The 25,604-nt window shown below is 67.8% G+C and carries 21 protein-coding genes and 1 riboswitch; of the genes, 9 read left to right on the forward strand and 12 right to left on the reverse strand.

The genetic code is table 11. The features are described 5' to 3' along the window. Positions 1–59 precede the first annotated feature (59 nt). The 3 genes from ACF8ML_RS13075 to ACF8ML_RS13085 all read left to right on the forward strand — a co-directional run bounded on the left by ACF8ML_RS13075 (position 60) and on the right by ACF8ML_RS13085 (position 2,297). The gene (locus ACF8ML_RS13075; RefSeq protein WP_043822366.1) at positions 60–887 is read left to right on the forward strand and encodes a lectin; all 828 of its coding nucleotides are present in this window, start codon (positions 60–62) and stop codon (positions 885–887) included. Between the two features lie 9 nt (positions 888–896). Beyond that, the gene (locus ACF8ML_RS13080) at positions 897–1,739 is read left to right on the forward strand and encodes a YdcF family protein (protein WP_392407208.1); all 843 of its coding nucleotides are present in this window, start codon (positions 897–899) and stop codon (positions 1,737–1,739) included. A gap of 87 nt (positions 1,740–1,826) precedes the next feature. Next, positions 1,827–2,297, forward strand: coding sequence for a VOC family protein (locus ACF8ML_RS13085; RefSeq protein ID WP_026062485.1), 471 nt, complete (start codon positions 1,827–1,829; stop codon positions 2,295–2,297). A gap of 6 nt (positions 2,298–2,303) precedes the next feature. On the opposite strand, the gene ACF8ML_RS13090 is transcribed toward ACF8ML_RS13085, so the two are convergent. After that, a complete protein-coding gene (locus tag ACF8ML_RS13090) occupies positions 2,304–4,283 on the reverse strand; it encodes a UvrD-helicase domain-containing protein (RefSeq protein ID WP_392407186.1) in 1,980 nt (659 codons plus the stop codon). A gap of 403 nt (positions 4,284–4,686) precedes the next feature. On the opposite strand from ACF8ML_RS13090, the gene bioB reads away from it, so the two are divergent. Next, the gene (bioB, locus tag ACF8ML_RS13095) at positions 4,687–5,748 is read left to right on the forward strand and encodes a biotin synthase BioB (RefSeq protein ID WP_392407188.1); all 1,062 of its coding nucleotides are present in this window, start codon (positions 4,687–4,689) and stop codon (positions 5,746–5,748) included. Positions 5,749–5,784: 36 nt separating this feature from the next. On the opposite strand, the gene ACF8ML_RS13100 is transcribed toward bioB, so the two are convergent. Continuing rightward, complete coding sequence (locus ACF8ML_RS13100; protein ID WP_392407189.1) at positions 5,785–6,936, reverse strand: site-specific integrase; 1,152 nt, start codon at positions 6,934–6,936, stop codon at positions 5,785–5,787. Positions 6,937–7,217: 281 nt separating this feature from the next. On the opposite strand from ACF8ML_RS13100, the gene ACF8ML_RS13105 reads away from it, so the two are divergent. Next, positions 7,218–8,198 carry a DNA-binding protein gene (locus ACF8ML_RS13105; RefSeq protein ID WP_392407190.1) on the forward strand — a complete coding sequence of 327 codons (981 nt, stop codon included), beginning with the start codon at positions 7,218–7,220 and terminating at the stop codon, positions 8,196–8,198. A gap of 32 nt (positions 8,199–8,230) precedes the next feature. Here ACF8ML_RS13105 and ACF8ML_RS13110 read toward each other — a convergent pair whose 3' ends face one another. Both ACF8ML_RS13110 and ACF8ML_RS13115 read right to left on the reverse strand, forming a co-directional pair. Beyond that, complete coding sequence (locus ACF8ML_RS13110) at positions 8,231–10,027, reverse strand: methyl-accepting chemotaxis protein (RefSeq protein ID WP_392407191.1); 1,797 nt, start codon at positions 10,025–10,027, stop codon at positions 8,231–8,233. Between the two features lie 118 nt (positions 10,028–10,145). Next, positions 10,146–11,471: a serine hydrolase domain-containing protein gene (locus ACF8ML_RS13115; protein WP_392407192.1), complete on the reverse strand. Its 1,326-nt coding sequence runs from the start codon at positions 11,469–11,471 to the stop codon at positions 10,146–10,148. 166 nt (positions 11,472–11,637) lie between these two features. Between ACF8ML_RS13115 and ACF8ML_RS13120 the strand changes: the two genes are divergently transcribed. After that, the gene (locus ACF8ML_RS13120) at positions 11,638–12,564 is read left to right on the forward strand and encodes a LysR family transcriptional regulator (RefSeq protein ID WP_205626935.1); all 927 of its coding nucleotides are present in this window, start codon (positions 11,638–11,640) and stop codon (positions 12,562–12,564) included. A 4-nt stretch (positions 12,565–12,568) separates the two neighbouring features. Here ACF8ML_RS13120 and ACF8ML_RS13125 read toward each other — a convergent pair whose 3' ends face one another. The 8 genes from ACF8ML_RS13125 to ACF8ML_RS13160 form a co-directional block, all read right to left on the reverse strand. Beyond that, positions 12,569–13,351, reverse strand: a complete 783-nt coding sequence (locus ACF8ML_RS13125) for a CbiX/SirB N-terminal domain-containing protein (protein WP_392407194.1) — start codon at positions 13,349–13,351, stop codon at positions 12,569–12,571. Further along, positions 13,338–14,126, reverse strand: a complete 789-nt coding sequence (locus ACF8ML_RS13130) for an ABC transporter ATP-binding protein (RefSeq protein WP_203399379.1) — start codon at positions 14,124–14,126, stop codon at positions 13,338–13,340. The genes ACF8ML_RS13125 and ACF8ML_RS13130 overlap by 14 nt, the downstream gene beginning before the upstream one ends. Further along, on the reverse strand, positions 14,123–15,214 hold the full coding sequence (locus ACF8ML_RS13135) for an iron ABC transporter permease (protein ID WP_151019688.1): 1,092 nt from the start codon (positions 15,212–15,214) through the stop codon (positions 14,123–14,125). The genes ACF8ML_RS13130 and ACF8ML_RS13135 overlap by 4 nt, the downstream gene beginning before the upstream one ends. Beyond that, entirely contained in the window at positions 15,201–16,253 is a 1,053-nt protein-coding gene (locus ACF8ML_RS13140) for an ABC transporter substrate-binding protein (RefSeq protein ID WP_392407195.1), read from the reverse strand. Before ACF8ML_RS13140 ends, ACF8ML_RS13135 begins: the two co-directional genes overlap by 14 nt. Next, complete coding sequence (locus tag ACF8ML_RS13145) at positions 16,253–18,379, reverse strand: TonB-dependent receptor (protein ID WP_392407196.1); 2,127 nt, start codon at positions 18,377–18,379, stop codon at positions 16,253–16,255. The genes ACF8ML_RS13140 and ACF8ML_RS13145 overlap by 1 nt, the downstream gene beginning before the upstream one ends. A 120-nt stretch (positions 18,380–18,499) precedes the next feature. Further along, positions 18,500–18,819, reverse strand: a riboswitch (cobalamin riboswitch). A gap of 12 nt (positions 18,820–18,831) precedes the next feature. Continuing rightward, positions 18,832–19,515: a 2OG-Fe(II) oxygenase gene (locus ACF8ML_RS13150; protein ID WP_392407197.1), complete on the reverse strand. Its 684-nt coding sequence runs from the start codon at positions 19,513–19,515 to the stop codon at positions 18,832–18,834. A gap of 14 nt (positions 19,516–19,529) precedes the next feature. Next, positions 19,530–20,180 (reverse strand): DNA oxidative demethylase AlkB, encoded by a 651-nt coding sequence (alkB, locus tag ACF8ML_RS13155; protein WP_212645833.1) that lies wholly within the window; start codon positions 20,178–20,180, stop codon positions 19,530–19,532. A gap of 27 nt (positions 20,181–20,207) precedes the next feature. Further along, the gene (locus ACF8ML_RS13160) at positions 20,208–20,939 is read right to left on the reverse strand and encodes a 2OG-Fe(II) oxygenase (RefSeq protein WP_392407198.1); all 732 of its coding nucleotides are present in this window, start codon (positions 20,937–20,939) and stop codon (positions 20,208–20,210) included. Between the two features lie 205 nt (positions 20,940–21,144). Between ACF8ML_RS13160 and ACF8ML_RS13165 the strand changes: the two genes are divergently transcribed. From ACF8ML_RS13165 to ACF8ML_RS13175, 3 genes are all read left to right on the forward strand, one after another. Continuing rightward, positions 21,145–21,966 (forward strand): hypothetical protein, encoded by an 822-nt coding sequence (locus ACF8ML_RS13165; protein ID WP_016446083.1) that lies wholly within the window; start codon positions 21,145–21,147, stop codon positions 21,964–21,966. 148 nt (positions 21,967–22,114) lie between these two features. After that, positions 22,115–23,365, forward strand: coding sequence for a hypothetical protein (locus ACF8ML_RS13170; protein ID WP_267179089.1), 1,251 nt, complete (start codon positions 22,115–22,117; stop codon positions 23,363–23,365). Further along, entirely contained in the window at positions 23,362–25,569 is a 2,208-nt protein-coding gene (locus tag ACF8ML_RS13175) for an AAA family ATPase (RefSeq protein ID WP_016453407.1), read from the forward strand. Before ACF8ML_RS13170 ends, ACF8ML_RS13175 begins: the two co-directional genes overlap by 4 nt. Positions 25,570–25,604 lie beyond the last annotated feature (35 nt).

Consider the following 25,604-nt stretch of genomic DNA (forward strand, 5'->3'; position numbering starts at 1 on the left):
AGAAAAGGCCGGTTGCTGCGCGTAGCCGCCCCTCAGATCAACGCAGCCCGAGAAATCCCATGCAAATCAAGAAATGCATTTCCGTCCTGCTGGCCAGCAGCTTCATCCTGCCGGTTCTGCCTGCGCATGCAGGGGAAGAGACGGTGCAGCTCATGTCCAATGGCCGCTACCAGACCTACAGCCTGCCCGACGACGCGCAGCAGGTCCAACTGGTCGAGACCTTGGCGGGCAACTGCAGCTACAACCAAAACTGGGGCTATGACCTGGGCCGCCGGGAGATGTGGGTCAAGGGCGGCTGCGGCGGGCGTTTCCGCATCCTGACCGGCCTGCCCCAGGGCGCGCAGGGCCAGGAAGGCGGAAGCGACAACACGGGCGCATGGATCGCCGGTGCCGCCGTGGCAGCCATTGCCGGCGCCGCCATTTTGGCGAACAAGCGCGACAAGGACCGCGAGCGTGACCGCGACGAGCAATGGAACGATGACCGCTACCCAGGCCAGCAGCCCGGCTATCCCTCGTGGGGCGGACGGGAGGTGCGGGGCCAGAACGGGCTGTGCCTGGATATATCCGGGGGGCTTCGCCCAGGCAATGGGCTCATCGTCTACCACTGCAGCGGCGGTGAGAATCAGCGTTTCACGTTGACGCGTGATGGCGAGATGCGCGTGGGCGACCTGTGCCTGGACGTGGCCGATGGCAACACCCGCAATGGTGCGCGGGTGATTGCCTGGCAATGCCGCAACCAGCCCAACCAGAAATGGGACTGGAGCCGTGGCCAGATCCGCAGCCGTTTTGCCAACAAGTGCCTGGACATCGAAGGCGGCAATGCCCGGCCGGGCCAGCCCGTGATCGTGTGGTCCTGCGCCGGCGGCCCAAACCAGCGCTGGAACTGAGGGCGCTTGTTGCACAAGCTCTTTCCCGCGCCCGGGCCAGTGTCCGGACGCAACGCCGTCTCGGGCTTCCGGCGGCTGGGGCCCTTGCAGTGGCTGGGCCTGATCACTGGCGCCGTACTGCTGGGCGATGCCGTGGTGCTGATGGCACGCGGCATGTTCAATCTGGGCGTGACGCTGCCAGCGGTGCTGGGCCTGCTGTTCATGGCCTGCAGCTTCTGGCGCGCGGCCATTGCGCGCAGGCTGCGCGCCAGTGCCTGGGTGCGGCGCGCCTGGTGGCTGGGCTGGGCGGCGCTGGCGATATGGCTGGCCAGCCTGCTGCTGTTCTGGGCACATCTGCTGTCTGCTTCTTCCCGGCTGGCCCCTGACCAGCCGGTGCAGGCCATCGTGGTGCTGGGCAGCGCCACTCGTGAGGGACAACCGTCGCTGACGCTGGCCCAGCGGCTGGACCGCGCCGCCGAACTGGCTGCAAGCCAGCCCAAGGCGCTGGTGGTCACCAGCGGCGGCGTGGACTTTGGGGAAAGCGAGAGCGAGGGCGCCGTCATGGCGCGCTATCTGCAGCAACGCCACGGCATTGCGCCAGAACGCCTGCTGATGGAGCAGCGCAGTACCAGCACGGCGCTGAACCTGGCGTGGAGCCTGCCCCTGCTGCAGGAGCGCGGCGTGGCCCCGGACGCGGCGATTGCCATCGTCACCAGCGATTTCCACACGCTGCGCGCGGGCTGGATCGCCAAGCGCAGCGGCTACGGCCAAGCCTTCACCGTGGGCGCGCCCACGCCGGCGACGATCCGCGCCAACGCCTGGCTGCGCGAGTACTTCGCGGTGATCAGCGGCTGGGTGCTGGGGGAGTTCTGAGCCCCATGGCGGCATTGCCCGCTGCGCCTTGCGTGCCCCGGTTTGCCTCCACAATGTGATTCCTCATACATCAACAGGAGCGAGACAGTGGCAAGCGAACAGCGTCCTTTCCGGGTTCTGGGCATACAGCAGGTGGCCATCGGCGGCACCGACAAGCAGCGCATGAAGCGCCTGTGGGTGGACATGCTGGGGCTGACCCAGACCGGCACCTTCCAGAGCGAGCGCGAGAACGTGGACGAAGACATCCTGGCCATGGGCCAGGGCGCGCACAAGGTCGAGGTGGACATCATGCAGCCGCTGGACATCGACAGGAAGCCCGCCGTCCACACCACGCCGCTGAACCATATCGGCCTGTGGATCGACGACCTGCCGCTGGCCGTGCAGTGGCTGACGGAGCAGGGCGTGCGCTTTGCGCCCGGCGGCATCCGCAAGGGCGCGGCCGGCTACGACATCTGTTTTCTGCACCCCAAGAGCAATGACGAGTTCCCGATTGCCGGCGAGGGCGTGCTGATCGAGCTGGTGCAGGCGCCGGCCGAGGTGATCGCCGCGCTGGGCTGAGGCGCCTCAGGCAAAAGGCTGTACGCGCCGCTGGACATGTTCCAGCAGCCACAGCTTTTTTCTGGCGCGCGTCATGGCCACGTACAGGCGGTTGCGCTCCAGAAAGGCCAGTGCGTGCGGGGCCGAGGCCGGAAAGCGGCCAGGCTCCATGAAGGGCAGGGCGACATGCTCGTATTCCTTGCCCTTGGCTTCCTCGATGGTGCTCAGATGAAAGTCGAAGCCGCGCTCGGCCCGCACGGTTCGTTCAAAGCGCGTGGCCATGGCGGCCACCTGGGCCAGCATGTCGGGCACGGCCATGCCCGCCACCGAATCCATGAAAGCCTTCACGCGCTGACGCAAGGCCGCCGTCTGGGCCTGCGACAGGGCCACGCCCGCAAAAAGGCCCCAGACATCGGCCTGCTCCAGCAGGCTGCGCGCGTCTGACTGAAGCGCCAGAGGCAGCTGCAAGAAGCTGCCAAAGGCCTGGAAGTTGCGTTGCCCGCCCTGCAGGCTGGACTGGTTGCCCAGAAATCGCCAGATGATCTGCGGGTTGTGCAGCATCTCGCCCGCCATGCGCTGGGCCAGCGTGTGGCGGCTTGACGGATCGGCCATGTCGGCACCATCCACGCTGCCCTTGCCGTAGAAAAGCGCACCTTCCACAAAGGCCGCCAGGATCTCGCTGCCCAGCACGCTGACCTCGGCCTTCCATGACAGCGCCTGCATGCCATGTGCGTAGCAAAGGCCCAGCAGCAGGGCAATCTCGCGCTGCAGGTAAAAGCGCTTGAAGCCGTAGAAGCTGGCGGACTTGCCGGCGCGGTGGATGGCCCATTCCAGCGCGCAGGCATCTTGCTCATGGCGCAGGATCACGGTCAGCGAGGGATTGCGCGCGCCGGGCGACGGGGGCTCACCCGGCGCCGCCGTTGGCGTGCCGCGTGCCAGACCGGCCTGGATCTGCAGCAGCTGGTCAATGCACTGGCTGTCATCGGTGTGCTGCAGTTGCTGCACGGTGCTGAAGCGCGTGGGCGCCGCAGTCAGGCCAACGTTGAACAGCGCATTGACCGCCTTGGCGATCTGCGGGCCAAAGCGCCGCGACTGGGTCAGCGCCAGCGTGGCCGTGGCCTGGGGCAGGAAGTCATCGAGCTGGTGGAGCTTGTCGCGGAACACGGACCAGGCCTGTGCCTCGATGTGCTGGTTGAAGTCGCCTGCGCCCAGGAAGGCGCAGCCGCTGGTTCCGACCAGGGCGCGCAGCAGTTGCAGCGAGGCCGGGTCCAGGTCATGCATCTCGTCGAACACCACCAGGTCGTAGCGCGGCAGGTCCAGCGCCTGGCCCTGCAGGGCGTCGCTGGCCAGTGCATGGCTGCAGTCGCCTTCCGCGTAGTACAGCGGGTCGCCGCAGTGGTCGATGCGGCGGCGCTCGTACTCGAAGAACAGGCCGGCCATGCGGTAGTCGAGCAAATACTCCTCGCAGAAACTCGCCAGTCCCATGCCTTCCTCGGCCAGGCGCTGGGGCAGCAACGACTTCTTGGCGCTGAGGTTGAAGTCCCAGAAGGCGTCCAGATCCAGATCGCCGGGCTGCTCGAACAAAGGGTCGGGCTGCCAGGCCAGCCGCTCGCACAGCGCGGCATGTGCCTCGCGCACACGGGCCTGCAGTGCCACGCGGTCGGCCAGAAAGCGGGCCGCAGGGTCGCGGCGGCGGATCTGCTGGGCCGCCCAGCGCTCCACCGTGGTGATCTGTACCTGGGGCGGCACTTCGCGCACCAGTTGCTTGAGCCGGTGGTGAAAGGCCGCCACGCCGGAGCGCGAATAGGCCAGCACCAGGATGCGCTGGGCCTGGCCGCTGCGGCAGGCCTGAACCACCTTGCAGGCCAGCGTGGTCGTCTTGCCCACGCCTGCCAGCGCCGCCACGATGGCCGAACGTCCCTCATGCGCCAGGATGGCTTGCTGCTCGCGCGACAGCAGCAGCGGTTGGCCGTGATCGGTGGGAAATTCCAGGGAGCGCAGGGACATCGGAGCGAATCGGGGGAAAGTGGTGGAAAGCGGGTGGAAGCACGGGCCGTGGCAATGAAAACCGCCGTGGCGACGACGGCGGGCACCCATTGTGGTCGTTTTGGAGAGGCATCTGGCAGGTATTGGGAATCAAGGCCTGCGCCCGCTTGCACATCTTTTTCGGCCTGCATCGGACAATTGAGCGATGTTGGCCCCCAATGGCTGCGTGCTTGCAGCATGAAGCATGCATGCAGAAAAACTTCTGCCAAAACGCAGCGAACATCGCTCAAAAATGAGCGAAGTTCGCTCTTTTTGCGGGCCATGAAAATGGGGCAACTATTTTTGCCAAGGAGCCGGCTTTTTCATTCCCAAGGCTTTTTTTGCTCATCAGAATGAAAAAAGCAGACCCACAGAGGAGTTTTTGATGACCGCCTGCAGCACCACCCCGACGACTTCCGCCACCTCCGCACAGCCTGCGGCCGGCAGCCCATTGCAATGGCACGCACGCCCCTCCAAAAGCGACACGCTGCCGTTTGAAGGCGCCTGGAGCGTGCAGGCCATCCAGGAACTGCTGGACAAGCCGTTCATGGAACTGATGTTCCAGGCCCAGAGCGTGCACCGCGAGCACTGGCCCGCGGGCGACATCGAGCTGGCCACGCTGCTGTCGGTCAAGACGGGCGGATGCCCGGAGAACTGCGGCTACTGCCCGCAGGCGGCGGAGTTCGATACCGGCGTCAAGGCGGAAAAGCTCATGAGCGTGGACGAAGTCACGCGGGCCGCCCAGGCCGCCAAGGACGCGGGCGCCACGCGCTTTTGCATGGGCGCGGCCTGGCGCGCGCCCAAGGACCGCGACATCGAGAAGATGAACGAGCTGATCGGCGCCGTGAAGGGCCTGGGCATGCAGACCTGCGCCACGCTGGGCATGCTCCAGCCGCACCAGGCGCAGTCGCTGCGCGAAGCGGGCCTGGACTACTACAACCACAACCTGGACACCGCGCCCGAGTACTACCAGGACGTGGTCAGCACGCGCCAGTACCAGGACCGCCTGGACACGCTCAAGGCCGTGCGCGGCGCGGGCATCAGCGTGTGCTGCGGCGGCATCATCGGCATGGGCGAGGCGCCTGTGCACCGCGCAGGCCTGATCGCCCAGCTGGCCAATCTCAACCCTCATCCCGAATCCGTGCCCATCAACAGCCTGGTGCGCGTGCCCGGCACGCCGCTGGCGGACAGCGAGCCGGTCGATCCGCTGGACTTCGTGCGCGTGATCGCGGTGGCGCGCATCACCATGCCCACGGCGCGCGTGCGCCTGTCGGCAGGCCGGCAGCAGCTGGGCGACGCCGTGCAGGCCCTGTGCTTCATGGCCGGCGCCAACTCCATCTTCTATGGCGACAAGCTGCTGGTCACCGGCAACCCCGATGTGGAAGCCGACACTACGCTGCTGCGCAAGCTGGGCTTGAGCGGCACGCGGACCTCGGTACAGGAGTGAGCTTTTTGAGAGTTTGAGCTCTTTTGAGCCATCGGCTCAGGACTGCGGTCCGCCGCTGCCTTGCGCGGCGGCGGCCGCATCATCGTCGCCGGCGTCGAGCAGCCGGGCCGCACGGTTGCTCAATGCGGAATCCGCACGGAAATAGCCCAGCACCGTATTGACGCTGCTGTGCCCCGTCAGCGCCATGGTGTCGGGCAGGGGCACGTTCTGGCGCCCGGCCTCGGTCACAAAGCCCGAGCGCAGGGAATGCGCCGAGAAATCCCCCTCCACGCCCGCCAGCGCGCAGCGCTGCTTCACGATGTCGCGCACGGCCGCTGGCGACAGGGGCTCGCCCACATGGCCGCCCTTGCGGATGCGCCGGAAGATCGGCCCTTCCTGTATGGCGGCGGCACGCAGCCAATCGGCCAGCGCCTGGGCCGCGCGCCCGGTCACGGGCTTGTGGTTCTCGGGCACATCCCGCCCGGACTGGTTGGTCTTGGAGTGGGCCAGCGTGTAGATGAATTCCTGCGGCCCCACGGCGCGCAGGTGGCGCATGTCGGCCCCGGCCACCTCCGAGCGGCGGCGCCCGCCGCTGGACCAGGCGAACAGCAGCAGGGCGCGGTCACGGCGGCCGCGCAGGCTGTCATCGCAGGTCTGCAGCAACTGCTCCAGCAGGTCGCGCGTCAGCGCATCCTTTTTGGCGGGCTGCTCGCCGCGGCGCGCATAGGCCTTGCGCGTGCGCGACATCAGCTCGCGCACCGCGCCGTCCTGGCAGGGGTTGGCCAAACCGTGTACTTGATGGGCCTTGGACAGCACCGCCATGCGGTGCACCAGCGTGTTGTGCGACAGGGGGCCTTCGCGGGCCTTGTATCCGGCCTCGACCAGGGCGCGGTCCATGTGCGCCGGCATTTCACTGGCCAGGCCCGCGCCCGTCTGCCGCTGGGCGTGGTCAATGATGAACTGCAGCACACAGGCCACATCCAGCGGCAGCTGCATCTGCCGCTCAAAACGCAGCGCATGCCAGGCGGCCCAGTAACGCATCGCACTCTGGTAGCTGTTTCTGGTGTTGGTGGATTCGCCCTCGCGCAGCAACTCGCGAACAGCCTGCTGGGCGGCAGGCTCCAGCCCCGCAGAGGGCAGGGTGCTGCCTTGCTTTGTTTCTTCCGGAGGCTGGTCTTGGGGAATCAGCGAAAAGGGGCCGTTGCGCATCCGTGGATTGTCGCCCGACGCAGCATGGCCGCCCGTCGCGGAGCCTGCGGCCGTACAAGGCCAATGCAGGCCATGCAAAGTTCAGTTTCCAGGCTTTCCCGGCTTTCCAGAGGCTGCAGCGGCCTTTTGCCTGGGCAAAGCCGTGTAATGTGCGTATCCATACTGTATGAAAATTTCATATGTAATATTTAATACATAGCACATATGATGTATTACGTGTTATTAAAATAATTCACGATAACAATCACTTATCGTTGGTAATCTGGAAAATAGTTCACGATATGCAAAAAACATCCACCCGCGGCGTGCAGGAAGCCGATGTCTGGGCCGCGGCAGACGCCTTGATCGCCCAGGGCCTACGGCCGACCATCGAGCGCGTGCGCCAGCACATTGGCCGGGGCTCGCCGAATACCGTCAGCCCCATGCTGGAGACCTGGTTTGCCACGCTGGGCCAGCGCCTGGGCGTGGCGGCAGGGCAGGGCGAGATGCTGCCGTCGTCGGTGCCCGATCCCGTTCAGCGCCTGGCGCAGCAGCTGTGGGACGCTGCCCAGGAAGAGGCCATGGAGGCCGCCCGCGCCGCCCTGCAATCCCGGGAGGAAGCGGCACAGGCCACGCAGGCCGAGCTGCAGGAGCAGCAGGAGCAAATGGCGCGGCGCGAGGCGTCCATGCAAGCGCAGAAAGAGGCCATGGACCAGGCCCTGCAAGTGGCCCAGGCCCAGTCGCAGGACTTGTCGCGCCGGCTGGACGAAATGCAGCAGCAGCTGCAGGACCGCGACGAGCGCCTGGAGGAAATGCGCGATGCGCTGGCCGAAGCCGCCCGCCAGCGCGAAGCGCTGCAGCAAAAGCATGGCGAGGAAATGCAGTCCGCCGCGCTGGAGCGCCAGCGCATGGCCGAGCAGTACGCGGGCAATGAGCGCCACATGCTCAATGAGGTGGATCGTGCGCGGCAGGAACTGGCGGCCGCGCGCAAGGCCGCCACCGAGCAGGAGCGCAAGGCAGCGACCCGCCTTGCAGAGCTGCAAAGCCGCTATGAAAAGAGCGAGGAGGAGCAGCTGAGCCTGCACTCCCAGCTGCAGACCGCCCAGAATGCGGCCGCCCTGGCGCAGGAGCGGGCAGCGGACCTGCGCAGCCTGCTGCAGGCGCAGCAGCGATTGGCCGGCGCGGCCATGACCGAGGCGGGTGCTGGACTGCCCATGGGCCGGCGCGCAAGCCTGTCTGCGGCGCGCCGCTCCATGACGCGCCTCAAGGACAGGCGGGGCTAGCAGTCAGGGCCTGCGCCCCTTGCTGGGCCCGGTCAGGACTGGAGCCGAAACCCCGCCACCACATCCGCCAGCTGCGCGGCCTGCTGCTGCAGCGACTGGGCGGCGGCCGTGGCCTCTTCGACCAGGGCCGCGTTCTGCTGGGTGGACTGGTCCATCTGGCTGACGGCCGTGCCGATCTCGGCAATGCCCGTGCTCTGTTCCTGGCTGGCATTGCTGATCTCGGTGACGATGGCGGTCACGCGCTGCACGCTTTCCACCACCCTGCCCATGGTGGCGCCTGCGTCCTGCACCAGCCGGCTGCCGGCATCGACCTGGCCCACGGAGTCATCGATCAGCGCCTTGATTTCCTTGGCGGCCGTGGCGCTGCGCTGGGCCAGCGTGCGCACTTCAGAGGCCACCACGGCAAAGCCGCGGCCCTGCTCACCGGCACGGGCTGCTTCCACAGCGGCGTTGAGCGCGAGGATATTGGTCTGGAATGCGATGGAGTCGATCACGCCAATGATGTCGGCAATGCGGTGCGAGGATTGTTCGATGCCGCCCATGGTGCGGACCACCTGGTCCACCACGGTGCCGCCATGCGTGGCGATGTCGGAGGCGCTGCTGGCCAGTTGCCGCGCCTGGCGCGCATTCTCGGCGTTGTGCTGCACGGTGGCCGTGAGCTGCTCCATGGCGGCAGCCGTTTCCTCCAGCGAGCTGGCCTGCTGCTCCGTGCGCGCCGACAGGTCCTGGTTGCCGCTGGCGATTTCGGTGGAGGCATGGCGCACGGTCTCGGACGATTCCCGGATGCGCACCAGCACCGAGGCGATCTTGTCGGTGAAGTGGTTGAACGCGCGTGCGATCTGCGTCAGTTCGTCATTGCCTTGCACCGACAGGCGGCGCGTGAGATCGCCGTCACCCGAGGCGATGTCTTCCAGCGCATCGCGCACCACGGCCAGGCGGCGTGTGACGCGGGCGATGACGGCGCCCAGCAGCGCAATCGCCAGGATCAGCGAAATGGCAACGATGGCGCCCGACACCTTGAGCAGCGAACCCAGCGCGGACAGCGCCTCGTCGCGCTGCACGGCCACCACCAGTTGCCAGTCCGTGCCGGGCACGCCCTGGCCGTAGAGCAGGAAGTCCTTGCCGCCGACGGCCGTGCGCATGCCGGTGTCCTCCTTGGGCAGGGCCTGGATGGCGTCGGCACGCAACTGGGGCGAGAGCGCGGAGACGGGCTTGAGCGTGAGTGCCGGATCGGGATGGGTGACGATGGCACCGGCCTCATCCACCAAGAAGGCAAAGCTGCCCGGCGTGGGCCGGATGGCGCCCACGGTGCGCACCACGGTGGTAAGCAGCACGTCGGTGCCGACCACGGCGACGGGATTGCCGGCCGGGCCCACGGGCTCGGCAAAGGTCACGCCCACTTCGGGTGGAGAGACAAACAGATAGGGCGCCGTCACGATGGGGCGGCCTTCCTTCAACGCCTGCCTGAACCAGGGGCGGGCCGTCACGTCGTAGTCGGCAGCCATCTCGTTGAGGAAGAACATGCGCTTGTCGGTGTAGCCGAAGTAGGCATCCGAGAAGCCGCCGCCGTCGCGCAGCGCCTGGACCACGGCACGCGGGTCCGGCGTATCGACGGCCTGGGCCAGCGTATGCGTCAGCAGGCGCTTGGTCGCCACCCATTCACCCAGCACCTGGGCCTGGGCGTTCACGAGCTGGCGGCTCTGGTCGTCGAGGGTGGACAGCACATGGCGCTGCACCGTGAGGAAGTTGGCAATGGCCAGGGCCAGCATGGCCACGGTGACGATGGCCACGCTGAGCGCGATGAGTCGCGCACGCAGGGACTGGAACATAGAAGAATTACTTATTGCAAGAAGATGCTACATACGTTAGCAAATTTTCTTGACAATACGCGTTCTTGCAGGCGGTGCCCCCTGGCCGCCGAAGCCTATGCGGGAAATTCGCTCCCCTTCAGCGCTCCCCCGCCAGCAGCCTGCCCAGCGCCTCGTAGGCGGGCAGCGAGGTCGGGTCATTGGCCGCATTGCCAGCCACCGGATGGGAGGCAAAGCGCGCAATCACCATCTGTGCCTTGGGATCGATGTAGACGGTCTGGCCATGCACGCCGCGCGCCGCGAAAGCGCCATGGGCGTTGTGCGTGACCCACCACATGTTGCGGTAGGTCCAGCCCGGCAGCAGCTTGTAGCCGGCCTTGGCAAAGGCCGCCGCATCGCCGCCCCGGCGGATATCGTCCACGGCGGCTGCGGGAACGATCTGCTGGCCGTTGAACTGGCCCCGGTTGCGCAGCATCTCGCCAAAGCGCGCCAGGTCCCGCAGGCCCAGGTTCAGTCCGCCGCCTGCAAAGGGCGTGCCCGTGGAGTCCACCGACATGTAGGCATCCTGCTCGGCGCCCAGGCGGCTCCAGATGCGCTCGGACAGCAGATCGGCCACCGATTGGCCGCTCACGCGCGCCAGCACCCAGCCCAGCGCATCGGTGTTGGCCGTGCGGTAGCCGAAGGCCTTGCCGTGCACGCCTTCGGGCTTCACGGTCTGCAGGAATTCGTAGTAGCTGCGCGGCCCGGTGTAGTCCTTGGCCTTGGGCAGCGGGTTGCCCGCTGCCGCGTGCGCCCAGACCTCGGCCTGGGGGTCCGCATAGTCTTCGCTGAAGCGTATGCCCGTGGTCATGTCCATGAGTTGGCGCACCGTGGCATTGCCGAAGGCCGAGGCCGCCAGCTCGGGCACGTACTCCGACACGCGGCGCGAGGGGTCGAGCTGCCCCTCGGCAGCCAGCATGGCCGCCAGCGTTCCGACGAAGGACTTGGTCACCGACATGGCGCCGTGCTGGCCTTCGGGTTTGAGCACGCCGAAGTAGCGCTCATAGATCACGCGGCCCTTGTGCAGCACCACGATGCCGTCGGTGTAGTTGGCCTTGAGCGAATCGCGCCAGGTCATGGGCTGGCTGGCACCCAATGGCGTGAAGCGCAACTCGTCGATGTCGTCGCGCAGCGCCTGGGCCAGCGGCGCTGCAGGCGCCAGGCCGCGCGACACATTCACGGTGGGCATGAGCTGGCGAAAGTGCGAGACGCTCCAGCGCATGGCGGGAAACTGGAAATAGGAGCCGTCGTCGAAGCGCAGCGTGCGGTCCGGCGGCGGCGGTGAGCCCACCATCCAGCCCAGCTTTGCGGGGTCGCTGGCATCGGCATCGGGATAGGAGGGGGTCTTGGCTGCGGTGACCCCTGCCGTGGCTGTGGCGAACACAAGGCTGCCAGCCAGGGCACCGGCGAAATGTTTGAGCTGCATGGCGGCAACCATACTACGGTTGCCCCGGCGCCAAGATCCGCTGCCAAAGGATGGAAGCCGGCTTCCATCCCAGGCCGTGCGCCCAGTTGGCGCAAGCACGACAAATGGCTTTCTCGTTGGACTAAGCTTCAAATAGTTTTTGAAAATCAAAGCCTGGTGAATGCCCATGAAAAGCCTGCAAGACCTGGATATCTTCGTGCGCACCGCAGACAGCGGCAGCCTCTCGGCCACGGCGCGTGCCCTGGACCTGACGCCGGCTGCGGCCAGCGCAGCGCTCAAGCGGCTGGAGGCAGAGCTGGGCGTGACCCTGTTCGTGCGCTCCACGCGCAGCCTGCGGCTCACGCAGGAGGGCGAGCTGTTTCTGGAGCACTGCCGCCCCGCGCTGGCCGGCCTGCGCCAGGTGCGCGACCAGCTGGCTGGCGGCCAGGCCGCTTTGCGCGGCACGCTGCAACTGGCCGCCCCCTCCGACCTGGGCCGCAACGTGCTCATGCCCTGGCTGGACGAGTTCCAGAGCCAGCATGCAGGCGTGGATCTGCGCCTGCACCTGTCCGACCGCGCGGCCAATGTCTACAGCGAGCCTGTGGACGCGGCTTTTCGCTATGGCAGGCCGCAGGATTCCAGCCTGGTGGCCTTGCCGCTGTCGGACACGCACCGCCGCGTGCTCTGCGCCGCGCCTTCCTATCTGCAGGAACGCGGCGCACCCGCCACCCCCCACCACCTGGCCGGCCATGACTGCCTGTGCTTCATGCTGGGCGAGGAAGTGCACGACCGCTGGAGCTTCTGGCCGGCAGGGCAGGGGACTGCCGTACCAGAGCCCGTCCATGTGCGGGTGCGCGGCCGCAATGTGGCCAATGACGGAGATGCCGTGCGGCGCTGGGCTGTGGCTGGGCGGGGGATTGCCTACAAGTCGTATTTCGACGTGGCCGAGGACCTGGCCCGGGGCCGCCTTCTTGCGCTGTGCACCGACTGGACGACCGAGTGCGTGCCGCTGTTCCTGGTCGCACCCAGTCGCAGGCAGTTCACGCCGCTGGTGCGTGCGTTGCGGGATTTTGTGGCGGTGAGGCTGGCCGAGCTGGAGGCGGCGCAGCCCTGAGACATCACGAAGCCCGCTTTCCCAGCTCCACAGGCCCGTGCACGTGGTGCTCCGCACAAACCTGCCGTGAGAGCACATGGGCCTCCACCACCTGGGCCGCATTCCCGACTGTCAGCCGCCCGTACCAGACGCCGTCCGGATAGACGATGGCCAGCGGGCCATGGTTGCAGGGGTACTGGCAGCTGGTCTGCAGCAGGCGCAGCCTGGCACGCAGTTCGCTGCTGGCCTGCACTGCCTCGCCCAGGCTTTGCCAGACGGCCACGGCGCCCAGTGCCGTGCAGCGCGGTCCCGTGCAGACCAGGGCATGGTGCTGGTGGTCCGGTACCTGGGACCAGGCCTGGGGATCGTGCTGCCATTGGTCGCCTGCGGATTCGGCCACATCCGGGGTCTGCAGGGCTTGCCTAATCTGCGGCGCCAGCAGCGCGGGCATGGCCGCAGCGCCCAGCAGATGGTCGGCAAACCGCACCTGCACGGTCTGGTCCGGCAACTGCGAGCGCCAGCGCATGGCCAGCTTGTGCAGCCAGCGCAGCAGGGCAGGCTCGTCGGGCGAGAACAGGGGCAGCACGACAATGGAGCGGGCCGGCAGGCATTGCTGCAGCGCCTCGGGCAGCGAGGGTGCAGCCTTGTCCACGAAGGATGTGACGACCTTGCAGGCCGGCTCCAGCGTCGGGCGCAAGGCCTCGGCCAATTCGATCAGGCTTTGGCGCGAGGCGGCGCCCGTGCCGCCGCGGCCCAGCACGATCACGGCATCAGGCCCGGGCGGGATGGAAGTTTCAGAGGAGTTCATCGGGAATGAAGCTGATGCGCAGCCGGCCGGTGGCGGCATGGATGTCCACCTCGGCAGCCACGCCGTAGACCTGGCCGATGGTGGCCGGCGTCAGTACCTGGGCCGGTGTGCCATGGGCAACGATGCGGCCTTGTTCCATGAGATAGAGACGGTCGCAGTAGTGGGCGGCGATGTTGAGGTCGTGCAGGGCGACGATGCTGCTGATCTGCAGCCTGCGCACCAGGCCCATCAACTCCAGCTGATGGCGTATGTCCAGGTGGTTGGTGGGCTCGTCCAGCAGCATCAGCCTTGGCTGCTGGGCCAGCGCGCGGGCCACGAGCACGCGCTGCTTTTCGCCGCCGGAAAGGCTGGAGAAGCGACGCGCCTCCAGCGCCAAGGCATTCACCTGGGCCAGCGCCTGGCGCATGCAGGCGAGGTCCTCGGCGCTGTCGCCCGCCCAGGGGGACTGGTGGGGGATGCGGCCCATCATCACCGCCTCGCGCACGGTGAAGTCAAAGCTCTGCGGCGCCTCCTGCGCCAGGACCGAGACCTGGGCCGCGAACTCGCGCGCCGTCATATCCCGGATGTCGCGCTGGTCCAGCAGCACGCAGCCCGCGTCGGGCCGCAACACGCGGTAGAGCATGCGCAGCAGGGTGGATTTGCCGCTGCCGTTGGGGCCGATGAGCCCCACGCATTCGCCGCTGTGCAGGGCGAGGCTGGCCTGGTCCACGATGCGCCGGGCGTCGGCACGCCGGGCATCGGCACTCCAGCACAGGTCCTGGGCTTGCAGCTTCATGGGCCGCGCCCTCCCTGCACCGGCTGGCGCACCAGCATCCAGACGAAGAAGGGTCCGCCGATCAGCGAGGTGATCACGCCCACGGGCAGTTCCATGGGCGCAAAGGCCGTGCGCGCGACAAGATCCACCAGCACCAGCAGCAGGGCGCCGGCCAGGGCGGCCACGGGCAGCACGCGCCGGTGGTCCGTGCCCACCAGCATGCGCGCGGCGTGCGGCACGATCAGCCCCACAAAGCCGATGGCGCCGCTGACCGCCACCATGGTGCCCGTGAGCAGCGACACCGCCAGGAACAGTGCGCGCCGCAGCCGTGCCGTGTCCACGCCCAGCGTGGCGGCGGCCTCGTCACCGGCCAGCAGGGCGTTGAGCGGGCGCGTCTGCAGCCCCAGCCAGAGCATTCCCGCAGCCAGCACGGCGGCGGGAATGCCCAGTTCCTCCCACTGCGTGCCGGCCAGGCTGCCCAGCGTCCAGGTCAGCAGGGCATTGGCCAGGTCACGCTGGCCCGATGACAGGGTGATCAGGCTGGTCACGCCCGCCAGCACATAGCCGATGGCCACGCCACCCAGGATCAGCCGCGTGGCATGGATGCGGCCCTGGGAGCGCGCCAGCAGGTAGACGGCGACGGTGGCCGCCAGCGCCCCTGCAAAGGCCCCGGCCGTGAGGGCGTACATGCCGGCCGAGGCCAGCGCACCGAAGGCCAGCACGGCCACGGCGCCCACAGACGCACCCGAGGACACGCCCAGCAGATAGGGATCGGCCAGCGGATTGCGCACCATGGCCTGCATGATGGTGCCCACCACGGCAAGCCCCGCGCCCACCAGGGCCGCCAGCAGCACGCGCGGCATGCGGATCAGCCAGACGATCTGCTGGTGCTGCGGCGTGATGCCCTCCAGCGGCGGCGGCTGCATGCCCAGCGCCTGCAGCAACCGGCTCCAGGCAATGCGCCAGACCGTGCCGGCCGGCATGTCCACGGGCCCCCAGGTGATGGCCAGCGTCATCACCAGCAACAGGGCCGCGAACAGCAGCAGGCACCAGGCGCGGGCAGCGCCCGGGCGGCTGTGCCAGCGGGTGCGTGCCTCAGTGCCCGGCATGGGCGGTCGCCGGCACGCGGTCGGGGTGCAGGGCCTGGGCCAGCGCGCGGGCCCGAGCGATGTTGCGCGGGCCGGGCGTGGCCTCGGCATAGGTCATCACGAAGAACCGCTTTTCGCGAATGGCATCGACGCCGGCCAGCTCGGGCTTGGCCAGCAGGAAGTCGATCTTTCCCTGCGCATGGGGCTGGCCGTAGTCGATGATGACGATCCACTGCGGGTTGCGCTGCACCACGTCCTCCCAGTTGCCTGCGGGCCAGTTGCTGGGAATGTCGTCGAAGATGTTGCGCCCGCCCGCTTCCTCGATCATGGCCTGCGGCATGCCGTAGCGGCCCACGGTCACGGGGATGTCCTGGCCGCTGTCGTAGACAAAGACCGAAGGCCGCTGCCGCACGCCCTGCATGCGCTCGCGCAGGTCCTTCAGGTCGCGCTCCAGCCCCTGCGCCAGTTGCTCGGCATGGGCGTCGATGCGGAAGATGCGGCCCAGGTTGCGCAGGTCGGTCAGGCCGTCTTCCAGCGCCACCTGGCTGCGCGGCCCCACGCGGATGCACGATTCGGACAGCACATATGAGGCAATGCCGTGGCGCTGCAGCACCTCGGGCGTGATCTGGCCCTGGCGAAAACCGTAGCTCCAGCCTCCGAAGACGAAATCTGCCGAGGCGCCCAGGATGGCCTCCAGGTTCATCTCGCGCTCGGCCAGCCGCGGCACGCGGGCCAGCTGGGCCTGGAAGGCCGGGTCGATCTGCTTGGCCTGCGTGATACCGCTGTAGCCCACCAGCCGGTCGCCCAGGCCCAGAAAGAGAAACATCTCGGTGATGTTCACGTCATGGGTCACGGCGCGCAGCGGTGCGCTGGCGTAGGTCACGGGGCTGCCGCAGACATTGACGGTCACGGCCGCCTGCGGTGCGGCAGCCGGTGCCGGCAGTTCGCTGGTGGTGCCGGAATCGCTGCGCGAGCAGCCGGCCAGCAGAAGGGTGGCCGCCAGGGCGCCAGCGCACAGGCCGTGGAGACCGTGGAGGCTTTTGGAGCGCGCCATGGCCATCAGAACCGGATATGGGCCGCGATCTCGAAGCGGCGGCCTTGCCCGACCAGGAACTGGCTGCCGTAGCTCGATCCCACATAGACCCTGTCGGCCAGGTTGCGGCCGATCAGGCTCAGGGTGGTGCGCGGGTCCACCTGCCAGCTCAGCGCGGCGTCGGCCACGGTGTAGGCGGGCAGGTTCACGGTATTGGCGTTGTTGCCAAAGCGGTCACCCACGTAGCGCAGGCCCAGCGAGGCTTGCCAGGCGCCCACGCGGTAGTGGCCCCAGAGGTTGGCCGTGGTCTTGGCCACGTTCTGCGGGCGGTTGCCGGCGCGGTTGCCGCCGGCCTCGATGAGCTTGTCGAACTGGGCATCCACATAGGACAGGTTGCCCTCCAGGCGCAGGGTGGGCGTGGCCTGGAAGTTGGCAGTGACCTCGGCGCCGCGCGAGGACTGGCTGCCGCCCTGGATGGAGATGGCCGGGCGGTCGGGGTCGCGCGTGATGATGTTGTCCTTCTTGATGTCGAACACGGCCAGCGTCCATTCGCCGCGCCCGCCTGCCACCTGCTGCTTGATGCCGATCTCGGCCTGGCGGCCCTTGCTCAGCTTGTAAGCCGTGTTGGCCAGGTTCAGCGACACCAGGCTGTTGACGGGATCATGGCCCGAGCTGATCTGCCCATAGACATGGGTGTCGCGGGCCAGCTCATAGGTCAGGCCCAGGCGCCAGGAGGTGGCGGCCAGCGTCTTGTTGAAATCCGTGCCGCCCACCAGGGAATGGCTGGCAAAGCTGTAGACATCGCGGCGCAGTCCGGCCATGGCCAGCCAGCGGTTGCTGATGCGCCAGGCATCCTCCAGGTACAGCGCATGCTGGGTCACGCCGGTTTCGGTCTTGGCCTTGGTGACATCGGGGCTGGCCCAGCTGCCATGCACGGGGTCCCAGGCCGAGACCGTGGACGAGCCGCCGTAGGGCGAGTTATTGGACAGCCGCAGGTTGATGCGCGCGGCCTCCCAGCCCATGGCGATCTTGTGCGAGCCCCGGTTCACGTTCAGGCCCAGGCGATTGCCGGTCTGCTGCAGGTCGTGCAGGATTTCCAGGTAGTCGGAGCGGCCCACGGTCCAGGTGGCGGGGTTGAGCGCGTAGGCCTCGATGTTGCGCCAGTGGCGGTCCGACTGCACGTGGTACAGCTCGTTGCGCACCGTCAACCAGTCATTGGCCTTCCATTGCACCTTGGCGCGCAGGCGCTCGTCGGCATAGCGCAGCACGCTGTCTTCTGCGTTGTAGTTGCGGTCGCGCAGGGACTCCACCACCTTGCCGTCCAGGCCAGGGGTGCCCCAGTAGCGGGTGGGCTTTTGCACGCTGCGGTCGGCAATCAGGTCGATCTGCAGGTCGCTCGTGGGCTCCAAGCGCAACGTGCTCATGAACTTGCCGTTGCGCGACTGGTCCAGGTCGCGCTCGCCCGCGCTGCGCGCGGTGTAGCTGTCGATGCGGTAGCTGGCATAGGCGCCCAGGGCGCCGGTCACGCCCAGGCCCACGCGCAGCGTGTCGTCCGTGCCCGCTCCCACCAGCACCTCGGCCGAGCTGGTGCGGCTGGGCTGCTTGCGGATGGCGTTGACGGTGGCGCCCATGGTGCCGCTGCCATACATCAGCGAGGCCGGGCCGCGCAGCACGTCGATGCGCTCGTAGCCCCAGCTGTCCCCGGGATAGGCCGTGGTGCCGGCGGCCACGCCCAGCACCATGCCGTCTTCGGCCACGCCCACGGAGTTCACGCCCGCAAAGCCACGGCTGCTGAAGGACAGGCCGCCGTTGCCCGGCGTGCTGCTGGAGGTCAGGCCCACGGTGCGCGTGACGGCGTCCACCAGGGCGTAGTCGCCGCGCTCCTGCATCTGCTCGGCAGAAACACCATCCACGCTGGCAGGCACTTCCTGGTTGGAGACGCCGGTATGGCTGGCCGAGCGCGCAGGCTGGGCCAGTTGCTGGCCGATGCGTTCGGCCTGGCCGGTGACCTGCACTTCGGGCAGGACAGTCTGTGCCTGCACAGGAGCGGACAGGAAGGCGCAGGCCAGAGCCAGCGGGCTCAGCCGAAGGCAAAGGGAATCGGCAGCACGGGTGCTGGGAACGCAGGAAAGGGAGGAATGCATTTCGAACATCGGTCTTCGACCGCCTGATGCGAAAGCAAGGCACTGCCGCCTCTCCAGCCAGCGTGCAAGGATAGGGTGCAGGACATTGCCATCCGCACCCCGCAGACAGTCAAGAAAGCGCCCGCTCAGCGGGCGCGAAACGCAGCAGGCCGGTCTCCGGGCTCACAAGCGGCGCAAGGACATGCCTTGCGCCCAGCGCCCCGTCTTCCCAATCCACCCGCGAAAAGCTGCATGTTGCAGACCACGCCATGAACCAGTGACAGCCTGTCATCGCCCCTCCGCAGGGTTGCGGAGACTGGCGGGACAGGCGTGGAGCGCCTTGACTTGTTTACCGTTGCGGGGGCAGCCAAGGCCTGTGCCGGCAGCGCAAAAAGCATTTGCTGGCAGTCACCTTGTTCCCGTTTCATCCCCATGGCTGGCATGTGGACACCTGTTGCACGGATGCCTTTGCAGGCGCGGCATTATAGCCAGCGGTCTGTTTGCAGAGCCTTTGGCGCCTGGGGCACGTCGTGCAAAAGCAGCTCCAGACCCAGCCACTCGCCACGGTGAACGCGGCTGACGGCATGCCGCAGGTGCACACGGTAAAAGCCCGCCGCACCGCGCACCGGGCGCGGCCCCGTGGCGATGATGGCCGCATCCCCCAGGCCCAACGGCAGCACCATGGGGCGCGATTGCATGCGCGGTCGCTGCTCGGTCATCACGAACTCGCCGCCCTCGAAATCCTGGCCCGGCCGGGACAGCAGCAGCACCAGCTGCAGCGGGAACACCGCCGCTCCTTCGCTGTATGAGCGCAGCGGGGCATGGCCCGCCTGCGCCACATGCAGCAGGTGCGACTGCGGATGCATCTGGCCGCACTGGCGGCCCAGTTGCCCGAAGGCCTCGAACGAGGCGGGCAGGGCAGGCTGCATGTCCATTTGGGCACGCCAGCGATTGGCAATGGCAAGCAGGTGCCGGTACAGTACCGGGCGCCATGTGTCGAGGGAGGGCGGCAGGCCATTGCGCATGGCCGCCTCGCCGGCCAGGGCGCGGCTTTCATCCGCATTCAGCAGCCGTGGCAGCAGGCAATGGCCCTCTGCATCGAGCTGGGTGCAAATGCGGCCCCAGTCCAGGCCGGCGAAGCGATCACTGCTGTTCAGCCCATCCATTTCGAACCCTCCATTCAACCCGCCTTGCGAAAAGTGAGATTGATGCGCCGCCCGCCCAGCAGCGGGTGAGGCTGGTCCTTGAGCGGCAACACGCCGTGGTGGCGCAGCCGATCCACGCCGCCCCAGACCACCACGTCGCCATGCTGCAACAACACCCTGGCCGTCCTGTCCGCGCGCGCAAGCCCTCCAAACAGAAATGTGGCCGGCATGCCCAGTGACACCGAGACGATGGGCGCGCCAAGGTCACGCTCGTCGCGGTCCTGGTGCAGGGACAGGCGGCTGCCGGGCAGGTACTGGTTGATCAGGCAGGCGTCGGGCGCGAAGCCCTCGAAGCCCGCAGCGGCGGCCGCTTCGCCCGCCAGCTGCGCAAACACGGCCGGCATGGCGGGCCAGGGCTGGCCGCTGACCGGGTCGATGGCGCTGTAGCGGTAGCCGCGCCTGTCGCTGGTCCAGCCCAGCGTGCCGCAGTTGGTCATGGCCACCGACATGGTGAAGCCGCCCGGCGTGACCAGATGGCGCAGCGGCGCCTGGGCCATGACGCCGTCCACCGCAGCCAGCAGTGGCGCCGCATGGGGCAGGGCATGGCCGCGCAGCACCACGGACTGGGGACCAATGGGTTCGATGCCCATGGGAGGTTCATCGGCAAAAAGATCCAGCGTGCTCATACCGGCCGTCCATCAAAGTGCGTCATATCAGAGTGCGTCATGAAAGATCAGCCCCACGGTATGGCGATGGCCGTTTCGGACGCGGCTGACGCCATGGCGCATGGCCGCGCGGCGGTAGCCTGAGCGCCGCCCCGGCACGGGCCGGTGGCGCACGGCCAGGACCAGCGCATCGCCCTGGCCCAACGCCATCACATCGGCCCGTTGCCTGTCGCCATCGGCCTGGGTGATGACGAATTCCCCGCCCGCAAAGTCCTGCCCCGGCCGAGACAGCAGCAACACCACCTGCAGCGGAAACACATGCTCTCCATAGACATCCTGGTGCAGGCAGTTGTAGTCGCCCTCGCCGTATTGGAGGATCAGCGGCGTGGGCCGCAACTGGCCGTGCGCGTGGCAGCGCGCCAGGAAGTCCTGCAGCCGGTCCGGATAGCGCACATCCAGCCCCATGCGCTGGTTCCAGCGGTTGGCCACCGGCACCAGGCGGGAATACAGCTGTTCGCGCAGCCGCTGCAGCAGAGGTGGCAAGGGGTAGTCGAAATACCGGTATTCGCCACGCCCGAAACCGTGGCGGGCCATGACGATGCGGGAGCGAAAACCGTCTTCCCTGGTGTAGAGGGCCGCCAGGTCACGGCATTGCTGCGCGTCCAGCAGGCCGGGCAGCCGGGCACAGCCGTGCTCGTCGAGTTGGTGCTCCATCTGCGTCCATTGGCAGGGCGGGGCGGATTCGCAAGCTTCGTTGTCGAAAAGACGGAGGTTGTGCATGGCGGGCGCGGTTGGCGGTATGGGCGCTGTGGGCAATTGCCGCAGTCTAGGGCGCCGCAGCAGCGCCTGCATCCCGCTTCTTGCAGTGGACAGAATGTCAACCGGTGGGAGCGCCTGCCAGCCGCGTGCTGGACAGGCTTGGGAGGGCCGGCTGGCAGCTGCAATTGAACAATCGCGGCATTCCTGCAAACGCCTCAGGCCCGCCATGTCCAGCAACGTCCATCACCTCTATCTGTTCTTCGATACGCCCCTGCAGCTGCGCCGCGTGCAACTGATCTGCCAGTACCTGGCCCGGCAGTCCTGGGAGCAGGCCGAGCGCTGGATCCATGAGCTGGACCCCGCCCTGGACCGATCCGCGCTGTGGGATGACGACTGGGCCAATGCCAGCGCCCTGGGCCATCCCCAGCATCTGGAGCTGGGCTTCGACACCCGCACCACGGCCGGCATGCCCTGGCGGCTGCTGGAGACCTTGTTCCAGCACGGCCTGCAGGCGGCGGTGCTGCATGTCTTCTACGACCAGGTGGGAGAGAGCGAGCGCTATCACTTCGATGCCGGCCAATGGGTCAGCCACCATGCCTGGCTGGCCCGCTACCCGGAGCGCCAGGTGCTGGTCGATCCCGACGCAGAGGTCTATCCGCGCCCGGGGCAGGAAGAGGGCAACGATGGCACCTCACTCAGCAATCCCGCCCAGCCCATGGCCATCAGGCAACTGCGCGAGCGTGACCAGGAACGCGATCGCCAGGCCCAGGAGTCCGTGCAGGCCCTGCTGGAGACCATGGCCAGCCTGCGCAAGAGCGGCGTGTCGCCGGTGGACGGCATCGCGGGCCTGTTCATGCTGCGGGCAGGCTTTCGCGGACTGTGCGAGGCCGTCGCCTTCACCGTCGTTGCCGCCCTGGCTTTCAGAGGCAAGGGCCTGTGGCTCTGGCTGGCCCTGGGATTGGTACTGGCGGTCGTGCTGCCGCTGTACCGCATGGCCAGTGCGCGGCGGGAGTTCGCGGGGCAGGGCGGCAGCGACCCGGCATCCTGAGACAATCCGCGCTCGGCAGAATGAAACAAATTGCACAAGATCCGGCAAAGTCCCAGGAGAGGGTGAACAGGATGTGGATACCGACCGTCGTCACGGCAGGATGGACATGCGCCATCAGGCGCCGTCTTTTTGAGCAGGGCCAGCGCTGATGCAGCCCACCGCAATCGAGCAGGGCCCCACCGTGGCAGCAGGCGTTCACGAGGATTTCGGCCATCTTCTGGGTCTGTACATGCGCCGCATCCGTGCCAGCGCTTCGGGGGTGGCCACCGAGATCGGGCTGAGCCGGGAAGCCGTCAACAACTGGAGGAATGGGGTTTCCCTGCCCAATCCGCGCTCGCGCGACCGGCTGGCCGCCTGCGCCCAGTATCTGCGGCTGACGGAGGCGGAGACCAATCGCCTGTTCTCCGCCGCCGGCTTTGCCACGCAGTTCCCGCTGCAGGCGCCAGCCGCTGGCGCCCAGCCTTTTGCCGGCTTCATGGACCGGCTTTTTGCCCAGCTGGCCCAGGCCTCGCCCTATGCCATCACCATGCTGCTGTCTCCCGCGCACTGGGGGCAGCCCCCGTTCCGCCAGGAATTGCTGCTGCGTGCCCGCGCCCAGTACGGCGCCGAGGCGGTACTGCACATCCAGCCGCCGTACAGCGTGAGCACGGCCCCGGCCGACTACTTTGCGGCCCTGGGCCGGCAGTGCGGGCTGGGCGAGGTGGGCTCGGACTACGAATTCGAGGCCCTGCTGGAAAAGCGCCTGCTGGCAGGCGGCCGCCTGTTCTGCCTGGTCAGCCGTTTCGAGCAAGGCACGGCCGCACTGCGCGAGACGCTGGCCGGCATCCTGCGCAGCCTCAGCGAAATGCACAGCGGCCGCCTGCACCTGCTGCTGTGCGGCAGCGAGGCGCTGGCCGACCTCAAGTACCGCAGCGGCGACCTGTCCCTGCTCAACATCGGCCAGGTGGCGCACTGGCCCGACCCCACGCTGGAAGACCTGGCCCTGATGGCGCGCCAGCGCTGGCCGGCAACAGCCTGGCCGGTCGAGGTCATCGAGGCGCTGCAGGCCCTGACGGGCGGGCATCCCGCGCTCTTCGAGGAAGCGCTGCAATGGCTGGTGGAGCAGGGTGTGGGCATCGCTGCCGTGCACTCGCCACTGCTGCGCGCCCATCTGGTGGCCAGTGCGCGCCTGTGGCAGACCCTGCTGCCCCTGGCGCAGGAGCCGGCCGCACGCGATCAATTGCGAAGCCTGGTGGATGCGGCATCGCTGGGCCGTGCGCGGCCTTATCTGCAGGATGCCGTGCTGCGGCGCCTGTTCTGGGGCAATCTGCTGCAGGTGCGCGGAGCGGGCGAGGGCGCCCACCTGCACTGGCGCTGCGACATCGCCCGCGAAGCCGCAATGGCAGTGCTGCAGGCATGAGCGGCCCGGCCCGCCTTCTGCAGCTGCCCCGATCCTATTGGCGCGCCGCGCTGCTGGCCTTGTTCACGCTGTTCATAGGCACCGCCATACTTCTGCCCCGCTACAACCCCGTTACCCGCGGCAGCCTGCAGGGCGCGGAAAGTTCAGGGCGGGTCTGGAACGAAATCATCCTGTGGCGCCTGGCCCTGATGGAGCATGTGCGCCAGCATGAAAGCTGGCCGCAGGACATCGCCAGCGTGGCACCGGAGATTGCCGAGCCCCGCGTGCGCATGAGTTCGCCCAGGCCCTTCGTGCTGCAGGCGGACATCGTGCGCGACAGCCAGATGGGCGTGCTCTCAGGAACCCAGGTCCTGCTGCAGCTGAACATGCCCAGCCAGGACTGGAGCTGCCAGGGCGGCCAGCCACCCACCCCGCCACGCTATCTGCCGCTGAACTGCAGCCCCTCGCCAGGCCAGCCAGAGCACGAACCCTTTGGCTGGCTGCGCAACATCATCTGGACCTGCGCCCTGGTCTTTGGCGGCCTGGCCCTGCTGTGGCTGGTCCGCCATCCGCTGATAGGCCCGGCGCAGCTCAAGCCCGGGCGCCTGCGCCGCAAGCCGTATCAGCATCTTCCCCAGCTGGACCGGCTGCTGCGGCTCACCGGCCGGCGGTCCGCCGTGCTGCGCGCCGCAGGCATACGCCCGCCCGACTGGCAGCGTGCCCTGCGCCTTGCCGGCGCCAGCCCCGCCGCCCGCGTGCGCGCCCTGGCCGAACGACTATCGGCCACCTGCAAAACCGCCGAGGGCGAATGGCCCGTGCCCGGTGGCATGTTCGAATGGACGCTGCCGCCGGACCTGCCCATCGCCCTGGGCCGCTGCCTGGTCTATGCGCTGCCAGAGCAACTGGAAGAACTGGAAGAGGGCGAACTCGTGCGCCAGCTGCGCCTGCTGCAGACCGGCGGCGATGTGGTGCTGATCCTCAGCCCCCAGCATCCCCAGTCGCCCATGCCGCTGCTGCAGCGCCATGCCGAGGACCGCGCCAATCTGCACGCAGTGCTGGACAGCCCCGGTCAGACCGAATGGCTGATGGGCGGCGAGCCCGCGCAGGTGCTGCTGCGGCTGCTGGCCGCGCAGCTGCAGGTCACGCGCATCTCGCCCTACCAGACGCGCGGCGGCGTGACGCGCGAGGACGTGTTCTTCGGCCGCGAGCGCCTGCTGGCGCGCGTACTCAACCGCGAACCTGCCAACTACCTGGTCGTGGGAGGGCGCCAGCTCGGCAAAAGCAGCCTGCTCAAGGCCGTGCAACGGCGCCTGCAGGAGCATCCGTCCATTGCCTGCCACTACCTCTCGCTGCGCGACCACCGCCTTACGCCGCGCCTGGCCACCCAGTTCGGCCTGCCCGTGGAGACACCGCTGGAGGCCATCATCGAACACCTGCAGTCGCAATCGCAGGGCAGGCGGCTGTACCTGCTGATCGACGAGGCCGACCTGTTCTTCCGCGATGAGGCCCGCAACGGCTATCCCCAGCTCAGCGCCTTGCGCGCGCTCAGCGAGGAGGGCCGTTGCTGGTTCATGCTGGCTGGATTCTGGGATCTCTATGCGGCCGCGTTGCTCGACTACCAGTCGCCGCTGCGCAACTTCGGCGACATCCTGGCCATCGGTGGCCTGGAGCCATCCGCCTGCCAGGCACTGGCCACCGAGCCGCTGCGCAGGCTGCGCGTGGGCTACGCCAACGACGCGCTGGCCGAACGCCTGATCGAGGCCAGCGGCAGGCGGGCCAATCTGGTTGCCATCCTCTGCCAGGAATGCCTGCAAGCCCTGGGGCCCGACGAACGCGTGATCGAAGAGCGCCACCTGCGCCAGGCGCTGGAATCCCAGCCCGTACAGGATGCGCTGGTCGGCTGGGGCCGCCTTAGCACCGACGAACAGGCCTGCCGCCTGGACCGCATCGCCGTCTATCACACGGCCCAGCAAGGTCACACCAGCCTGACCGCGCTCGACGCCCTGGTCCAGGCCCACGGCGCAACCGGCCAGGCCCAGGCCTTGCGCCGATCCCTGGCCCGCCTGCAACTGGCCTACGTCCTGCGCCGCGATGAAACCCACGGCGTGCACGACGCACGCTACGTCTTCACCATCCCGCTGCTGCAACGCCAATTCGAACCGCAGGAGACGGAGTTGTTGTTGAGGCAGGAACTGGAGAGCCTGGGAAGAGGGTTGAACAGCTGAAAAAAAAGAGGCGGAAGACAGGCAGGCCTGGTGCA

It is taken from the genome of Delftia sp. WSY_10 (genome assembly GCF_043104705.1).
Classification (GTDB): domain Bacteria; phylum Pseudomonadota; class Gammaproteobacteria; order Burkholderiales; family Burkholderiaceae_C; genus Comamonas; species Comamonas tsuruhatensis.

Coding starts and splice junctions, on each gene's coding strand:
- ACF8ML_RS13075 (WP_043822366.1), top strand. CDS start 60: ATGCAAATCAAGAAATGCATTTCCGTCCTGCTGGCCAGCAGCTTCATC.
- ACF8ML_RS13090 (WP_392407186.1), bottom strand. CDS start 4,283: ATGTCCCTGCGCTCCCTGGAATTTCCCACCGATCACGGCCAACCGCTG.
- bioB (WP_392407188.1), top strand. CDS start 4,687: ATGACCGCCTGCAGCACCACCCCGACGACTTCCGCCACCTCCGCACAG.
- ACF8ML_RS13100 (WP_392407189.1), bottom strand. CDS start 6,936: ATGCGCAACGGCCCCTTTTCGCTGATTCCCCAAGACCAGCCTCCGGAA.
- ACF8ML_RS13105 (WP_392407190.1), top strand. CDS start 7,218: ATGCAAAAAACATCCACCCGCGGCGTGCAGGAAGCCGATGTCTGGGCC.
- ACF8ML_RS13110 (WP_392407191.1), bottom strand. CDS start 10,027: ATGTTCCAGTCCCTGCGTGCGCGACTCATCGCGCTCAGCGTGGCCATC.
- ACF8ML_RS13115 (WP_392407192.1), bottom strand. CDS start 11,471: ATGCAGCTCAAACATTTCGCCGGTGCCCTGGCTGGCAGCCTTGTGTTC.
- ACF8ML_RS13120 (WP_205626935.1), top strand. CDS start 11,638: ATGAAAAGCCTGCAAGACCTGGATATCTTCGTGCGCACCGCAGACAGC.
- ACF8ML_RS13125 (WP_392407194.1), bottom strand. CDS start 13,351: ATGAACTCCTCTGAAACTTCCATCCCGCCCGGGCCTGATGCCGTGATC.
- ACF8ML_RS13130 (WP_203399379.1), bottom strand. CDS start 14,126: ATGAAGCTGCAAGCCCAGGACCTGTGCTGGAGTGCCGATGCCCGGCGT.
- ACF8ML_RS13135 (WP_151019688.1), bottom strand. CDS start 15,214: ATGCCGGGCACTGAGGCACGCACCCGCTGGCACAGCCGCCCGGGCGCT.
- ACF8ML_RS13140 (WP_392407195.1), bottom strand. CDS start 16,253: ATGGCCATGGCGCGCTCCAAAAGCCTCCACGGTCTCCACGGCCTGTGC.
- ACF8ML_RS13145 (WP_392407196.1), bottom strand. CDS start 18,379: ATGTTCGAAATGCATTCCTCCCTTTCCTGCGTTCCCAGCACCCGTGCT.
- ACF8ML_RS13150 (WP_392407197.1), bottom strand. CDS start 19,515: ATGGATGGGCTGAACAGCAGTGATCGCTTCGCCGGCCTGGACTGGGGC.
- alkB (WP_212645833.1), bottom strand. CDS start 20,180: ATGAGCACGCTGGATCTTTTTGCCGATGAACCTCCCATGGGCATCGAA.
- ACF8ML_RS13160 (WP_392407198.1), bottom strand. CDS start 20,939: ATGCACAACCTCCGTCTTTTCGACAACGAAGCTTGCGAATCCGCCCCG.
- ACF8ML_RS13165 (WP_016446083.1), top strand. CDS start 21,145: ATGTCCAGCAACGTCCATCACCTCTATCTGTTCTTCGATACGCCCCTG.
- ACF8ML_RS13170 (WP_267179089.1), top strand. CDS start 22,115: ATGCAGCCCACCGCAATCGAGCAGGGCCCCACCGTGGCAGCAGGCGTT.
- ACF8ML_RS13175 (WP_016453407.1), top strand. CDS start 23,362: ATGAGCGGCCCGGCCCGCCTTCTGCAGCTGCCCCGATCCTATTGGCGC.